Genomic DNA, 12,770 nt, shown 5'->3' on the forward strand with positions numbered 1-12,770 from the left:
AGTGGGGAAGGAGGCGACAGGTTGCGCCGCACGCGCTCCCGCAGAAAGGCGCAGAATCGGGCAGCACTTTCACTCTGGCAATGAAGATGATCCGCTTCGACGATCTGCAGCTGTTCGTCCGCACTGCCGCACTGGGCAGCTTCTCGCAGGCGGCGCGCGAGGCCGACCTGCTGCCCGGGCAGGTCGCTGCGGCGGTGGCGCGGCTGGAACGCGAGCTGGACCTGCGCCTGTTCGTGCGCACCACCCGCAGCCTGCGCCTCACCGGCGAGGGTGCGCTGTACCTGCCGTATGCGCAGGAGGTACTGGCCACCCTGCGCGAGGGACAGGCGCGCGTGCAGGGCGAGGACACCGAGCTGCACGGCACCCTGCAGCTGTCGGCGCCCTCGGACCTCGGCCGCAACCTGCTGCTGCCCTGGCTGAGCGCCTTCCGAGCTGCGCACCCGCGGCTGCGCCTGCACCTGCGCCTGTCCGACGAGGTGGCCGATGTATTCCGCGACCCGGTCGACGTGGCCATCCGCATCGGCCACTTCGACGACGCCAACTACGTCGCCCTGCCGCTGCTGGAAGGCAATCGACGCGTGCTGGCCGCCTCGCCCGGCTACCTGCAGCGGCGTGGCACGCCCACCCGCCTGGAGGATCTGCGCGAGCACGACTGCCTGGTCTATCAACTCAACGGCCGCGCCTACGATCGCTGGTCATTCGAGGTCGACGGGCGTCGCAGCGTGATTCCGGTGCGCGGTCCGCTGGTCTGCGACGACGCCGATGTAGTGCGACGCTGGGCCGTGGCCGGCGAAGGCATCACTTACAAGTCCTGGCTGGACCTGCGCGAGGACGTGCTGGCCGGGCGCCTGCAGCTGCTGCTCGATGGTGTTGGCAGCAGCATCCCGCTGCAGCTGGTATGCCCGCACCGCAAGCAGTTCTCGCCAGCGGTACGGCAACTGCATGCGCAGCTGCGCCAGCACCTGCAACCGCTGCTGTCTGGCATGCCCACTGGCCTCACCCGCCCCCTGTCGCCAACGGCGGCACTGGCCGACAATGGCGGCCCCCCGTAACAAGAGAACGCCGCCATGCCGTGGATGGGCATCCAGGACCTGTGGACGTTTCTGGTCGCCGTGCTGGTGTTTCTCGCCCTGCCCGGCCCCGGCACCTTCACCCTGCTGACCGCCACCGGCCGTGGCGGCGTGCGTGGTGGCTATACCGCGCTGGCCGGCCTGCTGGTCGGCGACCAGATCCTGATGTGGCTGGCGTTGGCGGGCGTGGCGGCGCTGCTCAAGGCCAACCCGCTGGTGTTCCACGCGGTGCAGTACCTGGGTGCGGCCTACCTGGTGTGGGTCGGCATCAGCCTGCTGCGCACGCCGAAGCACGAGGGCGGCGACGCCGGCCCGATCCGCATGCAGCCGGGCCGCTACTTCCAGCAGGCGATCCTGGTCAGCCTGCTCAATCCGAAGGCGATCCTGTTCTACATGGCCTTCCTGCCATTGTTCATCGATCCGAAGGCGCATCAGGGCATTGCTACCTTCGCGGCGCTGGCGGGCATCATCCTGGTGGTCAGCATCGCCTACTGCTCGATGTTGATCGGCGTGGGCAACCTGGCCCGCCGCCGCCTGATCCAGCACCCGCGAATCAGCGATGCGCTGCGCCGCGTGGCCGGCCTGTTCCTGGTGGGGTTCGGCATCCGGTTGGGGCTGAACGGATGAAACCCTGGTCGACGGCGATGGGCGCCCTGCTGCTTCTGGCCAACACGACCGCCCCGGCGGCCACCGCGCAGGATCATCGCTGCCTGAGCGGCGGCCGCAATGACGGCATCCATCTGGAATGGCGTTGGCTGGATGACGGCCAGGCCGACGTTCGCTATGCCGGGCAGCGCGAACGCCTGCTGCTGCGCCGGGTTTCGATGGAGACCACGGTGCTGGCCGAAGACCGCCCCTACCAGTTCGACAGCGTCTGGGAAGAGCGCATCAACGGGCGCCTCAATGGCCGCTACCTGCTGAGCACGCAGGGCGCGCTGGTGCTGGACCTGAGCTACGAGCGTAGCCGCGACGGACGTCGCACCACCTTCCACGATGACGTCGAGGCCTGGCAGGAAGACGGCTGCCGCTGGCCCGGCAAGGTGGCCGAGTGAGCACCATGGACGACGACACCCTGCTGGAGCGCAGCTGGGAATATCGGGAGGAGACGCTGTACCGGCGGTTGTTCGGCGATACCGGGCCGGGGATCTATCCGATCGACATGGATCTGCTGCGCAACGTCTTCAAGCAGGACCAGATCGACCCGCGCTGGCTGCATGTCGGCGTCAATGCCTGCCCTCCGCACGGTGATCGAAGGCACTGGATCTATGTCAGCTCCGGCCTGTCCAACCCCTGGGAAGGGCGGCACGAAGATGGCGATTCGGGGTTGGGCATCGAACTGATGCTTGAGACGCAGGAAGAAGCGACCTGGGCACTGACCACCTTGCGCTGGTTCACCGCGTACCACCTGCTGCTGTGCCACTCACGCATGCCCGGCAATCCGTTGGCGCCATGGGACCGGCTGAAGCTGGGGGGGCCGGTGGATCACGCAGGGAGCATGCTGCAGGCGGCCGTCTTCGTTCCGTCACTGCATTTTCCTGGACCCCAGCAACTGCCATCGGGACGATTCGACTTCCTGCAGCTGCTGCCGTTGACCCTGGACGAGCATGCGTTCGGCCGCGCCCAGGGCTTCGAAGTGCTGGTGGCCCAGTTGAGAACCCAAGGTGCGGCGCCGGTGGTCGATCCGCAGCGGGTCAGCATCGATCTGGCCCCTGCTCTCACGCTTCAAGCGCCTCCCGGCTCGCCTTGAGGGATCGAATCATTTCGAATCCTGTCGGCATTTGTGCCGATTCCGGCAGAATGCTCGGAGTACAGCCGCGCCGGTGACGCATCTGACCCTCGTATGACCCCCGTCAGTGGTAATGCTGCGCTGCGTTCGGTCACACTCGGGAACTTGTCGTTCTTAGTCACCCCTTCCGAGGCCTGCATGTCCCTGTTCCGGCGCAAGTCCCTAGATTCCGTCACCGTCCACGAAGCCGGCAGGCGCCTGATCCCGACGCTCAGCTGGCCGCACCTGATCGCGCTGGGTATTGGCGCCATCGTCGGTACCGGCATCTACACGCTGATCGGCGTCGGTGCCAACCTGGCCGGCCCGGCGGTGCTGATCTCCTTCGCCATCGCCGGTGCGGTCTGTGCCTGTGCGGCACTGTCCTACGCCGAGCTGTCGACGATGATGCCGGCCGCCGGCAGTGCCTACACCTACAGCTACAGCGCGCTGGGCGAGGTGTTCGCCTGGGTGGTGGGCTGGAGCCTGATCCTGGAGTACTCACTGGTGGTGAGTACGGTCGCGGTGGGCTGGTCCGGCTACTTCGTCGGCTTCCTCGAATGGGTCCACACCCAGTTCGGCTGGAACGTGCACCTGCCAGCGTGGCTCGCAGCCGGCCCGCACGTGGAAGGCGGCATGATCAACCTGCCGGCGATCGTCATCACCTGGCTGGTGGCCGGCATGCTGATGGCCGGCACCAAGGAAAGCGCCACCCTCAATGCCATCCTGGTGGTGTTCAAGCTGATCGCGCTGGCCATCTTCGTGGCCGTGGCCCTGCCCGCCTTCGACAGCGCCAACCTGCAGCCGTTCATGCCGTATGGCTTTGCCAAGTCGATGGGCCCTGATGGCGTCGAACACGGCGTAATGGCGGCGGCAGCGATCATCTTCTTCGCCTTCTACGGCTTCGATGCGATCTCCACCGCCGCCGAAGAAACCAAGAACCCAGGCCGCGACCTGTCGATCGGCATCATCGGTTCGATGATCGGCTGCACCATCGTCTACGTGCTGGTCGCGCTGGCCGCGGTCGGTGCGATGAGCTACGCGGTGTTCGGCCACAGCGCCGAGCCGCTGGCCCTGATCATGCGCCAGCTGGGCCATCCGACCGCGGCGATGGTGATCGGCGTGATCGCGATCATCGCGCTGCCGACGGTGCTGCTGGCCTTCCTGTACGGCCAGAGCCGCATCTTCTTCGTGATGAGCCGCGATGGCCTGCTGCCGCGTGGCCTGTCCAAGGTCAACGCACGTACCGGCACGCCGGTGGCGACCACGCTGTTCACCGCGGTGGTGGTGTCGGCGCTGGCCGGCGTGGCCCGCCTGGACGAGATCGCGGCGCTGGCCAATGCCGGCACCCTGGCCGCGTTCACCGCCGTGGGCATCTGCCTGGTGGTGCTGCGCCTGCGCGAGCCGAACCGCGAACGTACCTTCCGTACCCCGCTGGCCTTCGTGGTTGGTCCGCTGGCCGCGCTGGGCTGCATCTATCTGTTCCTCAGCCTGCCGCACAGCACCCAGCTGTACTTCCTGCTGTGGAACCTGGCCGGCCTGGTGCTGTACTTCCTGTACAGCCGCCGCCACGCGCTGATCGCGAAATAACCGGATCACCGGTAGTGCCGGCCGCTGGCCGGCACCTCGCATCCTGTTGATACGGGCAATGCCGGCCAGCGGCCGGCACTTCCGCAGGGCGGTCAACCGCCCTGCTTTGCAGCGTAGTCCTGCGCCTGCCGCATCACCCGCAGCAGGTTGCCGCCCCAGATGCCGGCAATCTGCTTCTCGGTATAGCCCTTGCGCAGCAGCCACGCGGTGATCTTCGGCAGCTGGCTGACATCGGGCAGGTCGCTCAGGCCACCGCCGCCATCCCAGTCCAGGCCGATGCCCACGTGCTCGGGGCCGACCACCTTGAGGATGTGCTCGAAGTGGGCGAAGAAGTCGTCGAGGCTGGCATGGCGCACCGGGTGCTCGTGGTCCAGCGCCTGCTCGGCCTTCAGCAGGGCAACGCCCTGTTCGATGCCCATGCCTTCCCAGCCACCCAGCTGCTTGCTCAGCGCTTCCTCGGCCTGCTTGCGCTCGGGCGTCTTTGCGGTGTCGATCAGGTAGCCGCCATAGGCGTTCACCTGGATCACGCCGCCGGCCTTGGCCAGCTTGCGCAGGCGCGCGTCATCCAGATTGCGCGGGTGGTCGTAGACCGCCTTGGCCGAGCTGTGCGACAGCACGAACGGCACCGGCATCATCGCCAGCAGGTCGTCGAACACCGCGTCGGACGCATGCGACTGGTCGATCACGATGCCCAGCTTCACTGCTTGCCGCACCAGATCCTTGCCCGCCGGGCTCAGGCCTTTCCACTCCGCCCCTTTGGGGTCGGTGGCCGAATCGGCAAACTCGTTGTTGGCGAAGTGCACGGTGCTGAGCAGGCGCAGGCCGGCGCGGTGGTAGAACGACAGCAGGCTCGGGTCTTCCACCAGCGGGCTGGCGTTTTCCATGCTGATGTAGACCACGCGCTTGCCGGCGGCCTTGATCCGCGCCGCGTCATCTGCGGTCAATGCCAGCGCGAAGCGCTCGGGGTTGGCCGCCAGCATTTCGCGGATCTCCAGCAGCCGCTGCAGGCCATGGTCACGCTCGGCGAGGTGCGCGGCGGGGCTGCGGTCGCCCTGATCGGTGTAGATCGCCCAGAAACCGCCGTCCAGCGCACCTTCGACCATGCGCGGGTAGTCGACCTGCGAAAGCGCGTTGCGGTCGTGACGCTGCTCGATGTCGAAGCCCGTTCGGCCGAAATTGGCCGGCGTATCCAGGTGGCTGTCGAGGGTGACCAGGCGCTGCTGCAGGGCCTTGGCGCGCGCCAGCTCCTGTGCGCTGAACTCGATGGCATGAGCCGACAGCGGCGCGCACAGCGCCAGGGCAAGCACGACGGACAGGTGGCGCAACGATGGCATGGGCTCTCACCGGCAATGGGAAGAGCCCGACCATAGCGCTGCGGCCCGCGGATTTGTAGAGTCGAACTGTGCTCGACTGATCAGGCACCGCGAGTCGAGCATCGCTCGACTCTACATCTGGAAATCAATCCACCACGCGGCAGAACACGGCCTTGAGGTAACGCGATTCCTGCACGTGGGCCATGAACGGATGGTCCGGACCGGCGCCGGCCACCTTCAGGATCTGGATCGTGCGGCCGGAGAAATAGGCCGCGCGGCGCAGCATGTCGAGGAACTGGTCCTCGGCCACCAGGCCGGTGCAGGAGAACGTGGCGAACAGGCCACCGGGCTTGACCACGCCCAGCGCCAGCTTGTTCATGTCCAGGTACTTCTTCAGCGCAGTGATGACCTGGTCGCGGTCGCGGGTCATCTTCGCCGGGTCCAGGATCACCACGTCGTACTGCTCACCGCGGTTGGCGGCGTCGCGCAGCCACGGGAAGATGTCGGACTGGACGAACTTCGGGCGCACGTTGTTCAGGCGCGAATTGCCCTTGGCGATCTGGATGACGTCTTCATCGATGTCGATGCCGACCACTTCAGTGGCACCACGCGCCGCTGCGTACACGGCGAAACCGCCGGTGTTGCAGCACAGGTCGAGCACGCTCTTGCCTTCCACCTGCTGGCTCAGCCACTCGCGGTTCTCGCGCTGGTCGGCAAAGAAGCCGGTCTTGTGCGCACCGGCCGGGTCAGCGCGGAACTTGATGCCGTACTCGGTGATCACCGCCGCTTCGGTGGTGGTGTTGCCGTGGAAGTCGAAGCTTTCCTGCTTCTGCACGTGCTCGTCGGCAAAGCTGTGGAAGCGGCAGCCCGGGAACTGCTCGCGCAGGGCGTCGTAGATCCACTCGCGGTGGCGGAACATGCCGGCGGCGAAGAATTCGACCACCACCAAGTCGCCGTAGCGGTCCACCACCAGGCCGGACAGGCCATCGCCCTCGCTGTGCACCACGCGCCAGGCGTCGGACACCGCGTCGAGCTTCAGCACCTCACGGCGCAGCGACACCGCCTGGGCGATCTTGCGCGAGAACCAGCCAGCATCGACCGGCACGTTCTGGTCGGTTTCGAGGATGCGCACGGCAATGCGCGAGTGCCCGTTGTAGAACCCGCGGCCGATGAACTCCCCGTCCACGCCGACCACGTCGACGATGGAACCGGGCTTGGGCCGGACGGTCGGCTTCTCGACCAGTTTCTGGAAGATCCACGGGTGGCTGGAACGCCACGCATTCTTGAGGCGGACAATCGGAAGAGGGGGTATTCATCCACCTATTGTAGCCGGGGGGCGCTTTCGTAGAGTCGAGCTGGCGCGACGGGCGTTGCTGAACGGCCCGGGCAATGCGTGCCAACCAAGGTTGGCATCTACCAGGGCGGGGGCCCCGGCCGCCCGGCATTTGACGGCAGCCCGGCCAGGCCGCAGAATCGGCGCCAGAAGGGGAGTAGCTCCCAGACGTTGTCGCCGTCATTTCGAGCCCGCAGGCTCCGGTGCAACGGCAGTTCCAGCCGACTGGAACTGCGAGCGAGACCTTCGCCGTACTGGCGAAGCTCTGTCCCTGGATCCCCCTCCCGATCCTCCGTTGCAGATCCTCGCCGTCCGGCCTGGCATTCATCTTTCCAACGGACATTCCCAATGCAGACGATCGGTAACGTGTGGTTGTGGGGCGGCTTCGCAGCGGTGGTGGTCATCGCCCTGCTGGTCGACCTCGTGTTGATGCGCCATGGTGGACCGCACAAGGTCACCTTCAAGGAGGCCCTGTGGTGGTCCATCGGCTGGGTCGCGCTGGCCCTGCTGTTCAATGCGGGCCTCTGGTACTACCTGAATGAGACCGCGGGCCAGGTGGTGGCCAACAAGGTCGGCCTCGAATTCCTGACCGGTTACCTGGTCGAGAAGGCGCTGGCGGTCGACAACATCTTTGTCTTCCTGATGATCATGAGCTACTTCGCGGTGCCGGAGGAGCAGCGCCAGAAGGTGCTGATCATCGGCATCCTGGGCGCGATCGTGCTGCGTACGATCATGATCTTCGCCGGCAGCGTGCTGATCACCCAGTTCCATTGGCTGCTCTACGTGTTCGGCGCCTTCCTGCTGTTCACCGGCTGGAAGATGTGGTTCGCCGCCGGGCAGGAGCCGGACCTGGAGGCCAACCCCGCCCTGCGCTGGATGCGCAAGCACCTGCGCCTGCTGCCGGATTACGCGGGCAATGCGCTGAGCGTGAAGCGCGACGGCGTGCGCTGGTTCACCCCGCTGTTCGCGGTACTGATCCTGATCGCGGTCACCGACGTGATCTTCGCGGTGGACAGCATCCCGGCGATCTTCGCGATCACCACCGACCCGTTCATCGTGCTCACCTCCAACGTGTTCGCGGTGCTGGGCCTGCGTGCGATGTTCTTCCTGCTGGCCGGCATGGCCGACCGCTTCCACCTGCTGCCGTACGGCCTGGCGCTGGTGCTGGGCTTCATCGGCATCAAGATGATGATCATCGACCTGTTCAAGATCCCGACCCCGATCTCGCTGGGCGTGGTGGCGGTGATCATCGCCGCTACCGTGGTGTTGAGCCTGAAGTACCCGCCGAAGGAAGGCGAAGGCCAGGCCTGAGCCTGACCCGCTGGATGGCGCGGCCGGTGGGATTGTCCCGCCGGCCGTTTCCACTCTCCCGCAGCGGTGGCCTTGGTTTCGCGCCAACCACCGCCATTGCTGAGGTATGAACAACAACGCGCCCCTGCCCGCCGGCGACGTGCCGGCCCCCCGCAATGACCGCTCGCGCATCCTGCGGGCGTTCAATGTCAGCCTGGCCGCCGTGCTGGTGCTGGTGGCCGTGTTCGCCCTGCAGGGCACGTTCGACTGGCGACCGTGGGCGGTCGCGCCACTGGAAGCCAAGGGCCTGCTTGGCCTGATCGGCGGCCCGATGCTGCATGCCTCGGTCGAGCACATCGTCGCCAACAGCATCGCCATCCTGATCCTCGGCACGCTGGCCGGCAGCGTCTACCCGAAAGCCACTGTGCGCGCCCTGCCCCTGCTGTGGCTGGGCTCGGGCATCGGTGCGTGGATGCTGGGCAATCCGGGCAGCGTGCACCTGGGCGCCAGCGGCGTCACCCACGGCCTGATGTTCCTGCTGGCCAGCCTCGGCCTGCTGCGCCGTGACCGTGCGGCGATCGCCACTGGCCTGATCGGCATGCTGTTCTACGGCGGCATGCTGATGACCATCCTGCCGCACGCCGACGGCGTGTCCTGGCAGTCGCACATGGGCGGTGCCTTCGCCGGCATCATCGCCGCGCTGCTGTTCCGCAACGCCGACCCACTGCCGCCGCGCCCGCGCTACAGCTGGGAGGACGAAGAAGAAGACGTCGAACCGCTGCCCGACGATGAGCTGGAGCCGCCGTCACCGCAGCGCGTGCCGGTGCTGTGGCAGCCGCGCGAGGGCCAGGACTACGTGGTGATCCCGTTCCGCCGGCCGGACGAGCCGCGCGGTTGATCGGGTGACGGGGTCCGGCATCTTCATGACCCAGTAGTGGCCGACCTTGGTCGGCGCTCCTGCTGCATGCCAACCAAGGTTGGCAACTACCAGAGCATTCCGTCACATCCGGTAGCGCCGGGCCATGCCCGGCGGCATTGGCCGGTCAGTTCGCCGCATTCCCCGCCGTGCCCATGCCATCCACCGCCTGCCGGCCCAGTGCCGGATCATCGGTGAAGAACGCATCGATGCCAGTGGCCAGATAGGCGCGCATCTCGGCGACCGAACCCTCGGCATTGCGCGCGTTGTCGGCGCCCTTGCGCAGGTTGCTGGCCTGGAAATGGTTCTCCGGGCGGAAGGTATACGGAATCACCATCAGGCCCACTGCATGTGCGTCCTGTACCAGCGTGGTCGGTGTCCCCAGTGCACCCTTGGCGTCCAGCGGAATGATCGAGCGCAGCTCCGGGCCGATGCTGTCGGCGTAGCTGGCAATGTCCTTCAGTCCGGCCGGCGTCATCATCTGCGCGTAGGTCAGCTTGCCACCGGCCTTGGCGATGTCGGCCGGCTGGGTATCGCCTTTCCAAAGCAGCTGCAGCAGGCGGATGTTGCTGCCCCGCCCGATCTTGCCGCGCAGGTAGCGCAGGTTGGCGGTCTCGAACGACTGGATGGTGACCGGGCCCACGTTGGTATAGGCATTGCCGCGCAGCGCGGCCAGCAGCTTGTCTTCCATCGGCAGGCCGATCGACTGGAAGTAGGTCGGATGCTTGATCTCCGGCACCAGGCCGATGCCGCGGTTGGCGCGGCCGGCCTGCTGCACCAGGAACGCCAGGATCTCGTCGAGGCTGGCGATGCGGAACTGGCCATCGTAGGCGGTGCTGCGCAGTTCCGGCAGGCGTTCACGCGCGTACAGCGTCTTCAGCTCGGCCAGGGTGAAGTCTTCGGTGAACCAGCCATCGACCTTCTGCCCGTCGATGACCTTGCTGGTGCGGCGGCTGGCGAATTCCGGATGCGAGGCGACATCGGTGGTGCCACTGATCTCGTTCTCGTGGCGGGCCACCATCACCCCGTCCTTGGTCATCACCAGGTCCGGTTCGATGTAGTCGGCGCCATCGGCGATGGCCTGCGCATAGGCCGCCAGGGTGTGCTCGGGCAGCAGTGCGCTTGCCCCGCGGTGGCCATAGACCGACACCTTGTGCGCGGCCGGGGTGGAGGATTCAGCACTCATGGCCACCGATGGTGCCACGGCCAGCGACAACAGCAACGCACAACCCCACGACTTCACTGCGACTTCCCCAAGCGGTATGTGATGGGCGTCAGTATGCGGCGGCAATGTGACAGGCGGGGGACCCCATGGATCCGGTAGTCGCCGACCTTGGTCGGCGCTCTGCCAGTCGGCGTCCATGACCCCGGGCGTCCTGTGCCAACCAAGGTTGGCACCTACCAGAGCGAAGGTTGGCACCTGCCAGAGCATGAGCCGAGCAATTGATCGATGACGGGGTCAGAGATCCCTTCGGGGATCTGGCCCCGACCTTACTTGCCGTAGAAAAAGAAGTATTAAAAGAAGTACGTACACACCGCTCACAACCCGAAGTGCGGGTATCGGGGCCAGATGTGCCAGCCCGCTTCCGGCAACTGCCGCAGGATCAGCAGCGGGTTCTCACCGCGCGTCTCAGGGGCTTGCCTCCGGAGCAACGCCTGGCGGTGCTGGCCGAGTGGGACGTGCGCTGCGAATCAGGTGGCGTGCACAACGCCATCGCCTACCTCTACGGGTTGATCAAGAAGGCCGTGGAAGGCATGTTCAAGCTCTGGGCGGCGCGCAAATCCACCCCGCAGCAGACACCCGTGCAGGCCGTCAGCAACAGCCAGCATGGCTCGCCGCCGGCTCTTTCTCCATCGTCCAGCAGCCAAGCCGCAAAGCCTGCATCGCGCGAGGTAGCGCAACGGCATCTGGATCAGATCAGGCGCATGTTGAAGACCCCATCGCTGCCCATCGGACAGATCATCGGGTGCATGGCTGACAGCGGAATGCTGCTAACAGCCCCGGGAAACACGCCTGCTGCTGCAAGGTTGGGGCCACTGGGCTCGGCGTGAGACAGACGGGGGCCGTCACTGCCCGCCGCAGTGACGGCCCGGCGAAATGCAGCAGGAATGCGGGTTGGCGCGGCGTCGCATTGATGGCTGCGCACATGACGATGCCCCGGCACACTGGCCCAGCAACGACCTGCCGGTGGGTATGAACACCGGAACCCTGGCGCAGGTTCCTGCAAGCGCCGACCCGGCTCGCCGGACGGAACCATCCCAGGCATACCCAGGCTCGCTTGGTGTGCCGCCCTACCCATGGGCAGAGCCTTCCTCATCCTCGGCGTGATTCGTCTCGCCATCGTCGTAACACACATCCGCCGTTCCAGGCACTCGTCGCGGGTCGCCCGACCTGCCGGCTTCTTTCCACCACTGCACAACAGGAGGCACCCATCCCAGCACATCGCGTTGTTGTCCCTTGCAACTCTTCCGCCCGGCCTTCCCACAGGAAGCAAGGCGGACGCCTCATTCGAGGCCACAGGTGAACTGAGCACCTGGCCCTTGCCCTTCGGGGATCTCACCTTGGCGAGTTGGCAAAAACACTGACCGTTTGCTTCTCAGCCCCGACAACCGATGGAACAACGCCGCGATGGACGACCTGACCTATACCTTGCGCCAGCTCTGCCTGCGCAACCGCGACGGCAGCCACGCCACCCAGGCTGACCGGCAACGGTCGCTGAGTCTGGCCGCACGCCAACTGCGCGAAGCAGGTTTCCGCCAGATGCGGGCCATCTCGCTCAAAGGCAAGCATGTCGAAGCCCTGTTGCAGCGTTGGCAAGCCGAAGGCCTGTCGGCAGGCACGATCAAGAACCGCATGGCGCACCTGCGCTGGTGGGCAGAGAAGGTCGGCAAGGCAGGCATCCTGCCAACGAACAACACCAGGCTGGGCATCCCTGACCGTCGCTATGTGACCAACGAAAGCAAGGCCAAGGAATTGGGCGACGGACTGGACAGAATCTCCGATCCACACGTTCGCATGAGCCTGCGCCTGCAAGCGGCCTTTGGCCTGCGGCGGGAAGAGTCCATCAAGTTCCAGCCCCGCTATGCCGACCGTGGGGATCACATCGCCATCAAGGGGTCATGGGCCAAGGGTGGGCGCGACCGGACAGTGCCGATCACGACGCCGGAACAACGTGCGGTGCTGGACGATGCTCACCGCCTAGCTGGTTCGGGCTCGCTGATCCCGACGCACAAGACCTACATCCAGCAACGGCATGCCTACGACGGCCAGTGCAAGGCAGCGGGCCTGAGCAACATGCACGGACTGCGGCATCGGTACGCGCAGATGCGATATGAGGCACAAACGGGGTGGAAGGCACCTGCGGCGGGGGGGGGGGCGCCGACTGCGGCGCTGACACACAAACAACTCGCCCAAGATAATGCCGCACGGCAAAGAATCAGCCGAGAACTTGGGCATGAGCGGATCCAGATTACAGCGGTGTATCTTGGACGATAG

General features: G+C 66.1%; 12 protein-coding genes. 9 read left to right on the forward strand and 3 right to left on the reverse strand.

Going from position 1 to position 12,770, the window contains the following annotated elements; translation table 11 throughout:
• The first annotated feature begins 80 nt into the window (after window positions 1–80).
• The 5 genes from ACZK13_RS20980 (at window position 81) to ACZK13_RS21000 (ending at window position 4,422) form a co-directional block, all read left to right on the forward strand.
• Complete coding sequence (locus ACZK13_RS20980; protein WP_121504956.1) at window positions 81–1,052, forward strand: LysR family transcriptional regulator; 972 nt, start codon at window positions 81–83, stop codon at window positions 1,050–1,052.
• A gap of 15 nt (window positions 1,053–1,067) precedes the next feature.
• The gene (leuE, locus tag ACZK13_RS20985; protein WP_005411716.1) at window positions 1,068–1,697 is read left to right on the forward strand and encodes a leucine efflux protein LeuE; all 630 of its coding nucleotides are present in this window, start codon (window positions 1,068–1,070) and stop codon (window positions 1,695–1,697) included.
• Window positions 1,694–2,122, forward strand: a complete 429-nt coding sequence (locus ACZK13_RS20990; protein WP_049400345.1) for a hypothetical protein — start codon at window positions 1,694–1,696, stop codon at window positions 2,120–2,122. The genes leuE and ACZK13_RS20990 overlap by 4 nt, the downstream gene beginning before the upstream one ends.
• A gap of 5 nt (window positions 2,123–2,127) precedes the next feature.
• Window positions 2,128–2,817: a suppressor of fused domain protein gene (locus ACZK13_RS20995; RefSeq protein WP_219629534.1), complete on the forward strand. Its 690-nt coding sequence runs from the start codon at window positions 2,128–2,130 to the stop codon at window positions 2,815–2,817.
• Between the two features lie 177 nt (window positions 2,818–2,994).
• Window positions 2,995–4,422, forward strand: a complete 1,428-nt coding sequence (locus ACZK13_RS21000) for an amino acid permease (protein WP_032128498.1) — start codon at window positions 2,995–2,997, stop codon at window positions 4,420–4,422.
• 92 nt (window positions 4,423–4,514) lie between these two features.
• Here the strand turns inward: ACZK13_RS21000 and ACZK13_RS21005 are convergent, their stop codons facing one another.
• Both ACZK13_RS21005 and ACZK13_RS21010 read right to left on the reverse strand, forming a co-directional pair.
• Complete coding sequence (locus tag ACZK13_RS21005) at window positions 4,515–5,756, reverse strand: dipeptidase (RefSeq protein WP_182266965.1); 1,242 nt, start codon at window positions 5,754–5,756, stop codon at window positions 4,515–4,517.
• Between the two features lie 124 nt (window positions 5,757–5,880).
• Entirely contained in the window at window positions 5,881–7,047 is a 1,167-nt protein-coding gene (locus ACZK13_RS21010; protein WP_478482532.1) for a class I SAM-dependent rRNA methyltransferase, read from the reverse strand.
• A 369-nt stretch (window positions 7,048–7,416) separates the two neighbouring features.
• On the opposite strand from ACZK13_RS21010, the gene ACZK13_RS21015 reads away from it, so the two are divergent.
• The gene (locus ACZK13_RS21015; protein WP_049400341.1) at window positions 7,417–8,379 is read left to right on the forward strand and encodes a TerC family protein; all 963 of its coding nucleotides are present in this window, start codon (window positions 7,417–7,419) and stop codon (window positions 8,377–8,379) included.
• A 106-nt stretch (window positions 8,380–8,485) separates the two neighbouring features.
• Entirely contained in the window at window positions 8,486–9,256 is a 771-nt protein-coding gene (locus ACZK13_RS21020) for a rhomboid family intramembrane serine protease (protein ID WP_253143489.1), read from the forward strand.
• Window positions 9,257–9,401: 145 nt separating this feature from the next.
• On the opposite strand, the gene ACZK13_RS21025 is transcribed toward ACZK13_RS21020, so the two are convergent.
• The gene (locus tag ACZK13_RS21025) at window positions 9,402–10,517 is read right to left on the reverse strand and encodes a glycerophosphodiester phosphodiesterase (RefSeq protein ID WP_253143490.1); all 1,116 of its coding nucleotides are present in this window, start codon (window positions 10,515–10,517) and stop codon (window positions 9,402–9,404) included.
• A gap of 200 nt (window positions 10,518–10,717) precedes the next feature.
• On the opposite strand from ACZK13_RS21025, the gene ACZK13_RS21030 reads away from it, so the two are divergent.
• On the forward strand, window positions 10,718–11,326 hold the full coding sequence (locus tag ACZK13_RS21030) for a magnesium and cobalt transport protein CorA (protein WP_239669697.1): 609 nt from the start codon (window positions 10,718–10,720) through the stop codon (window positions 11,324–11,326).
• Between the two features lie 577 nt (window positions 11,327–11,903).
• On the forward strand, window positions 11,904–12,770 hold the full coding sequence (locus tag ACZK13_RS21035) for a phage integrase N-terminal domain-containing protein (RefSeq protein WP_478482134.1): 867 nt from the start codon (window positions 11,904–11,906) through the stop codon (window positions 12,768–12,770).

The organism is Stenotrophomonas sp. 99219_Sma, from assembly GCF_056480785.1.

Bases quoted from the DNA above. Each gene is read 5' to 3' on its own strand.
- ACZK13_RS20980 (WP_121504956.1), top strand. From the start codon at position 81: ATGAAGATGATCCGCTTCGACGATCTGCAGCTGTTCGTCCGCACTGCC.
- leuE (WP_005411716.1), top strand. From the start codon at position 1,068: ATGCCGTGGATGGGCATCCAGGACCTGTGGACGTTTCTGGTCGCCGTG.
- ACZK13_RS20990 (WP_049400345.1), top strand. From the start codon at position 1,694: ATGAAACCCTGGTCGACGGCGATGGGCGCCCTGCTGCTTCTGGCCAAC.
- ACZK13_RS20995 (WP_219629534.1), top strand. From the start codon at position 2,128: ATGGACGACGACACCCTGCTGGAGCGCAGCTGGGAATATCGGGAGGAG.
- ACZK13_RS21000 (WP_032128498.1), top strand. From the start codon at position 2,995: ATGTCCCTGTTCCGGCGCAAGTCCCTAGATTCCGTCACCGTCCACGAA.
- ACZK13_RS21005 (WP_182266965.1), bottom strand. From the start codon at position 5,756: ATGCCATCGTTGCGCCACCTGTCCGTCGTGCTTGCCCTGGCGCTGTGC.
- ACZK13_RS21015 (WP_049400341.1), top strand. From the start codon at position 7,417: ATGCAGACGATCGGTAACGTGTGGTTGTGGGGCGGCTTCGCAGCGGTG.
- ACZK13_RS21020 (WP_253143489.1), top strand. From the start codon at position 8,486: ATGAACAACAACGCGCCCCTGCCCGCCGGCGACGTGCCGGCCCCCCGC.
- ACZK13_RS21035 (WP_478482134.1), top strand. From the start codon at position 11,904: ATGGACGACCTGACCTATACCTTGCGCCAGCTCTGCCTGCGCAACCGC.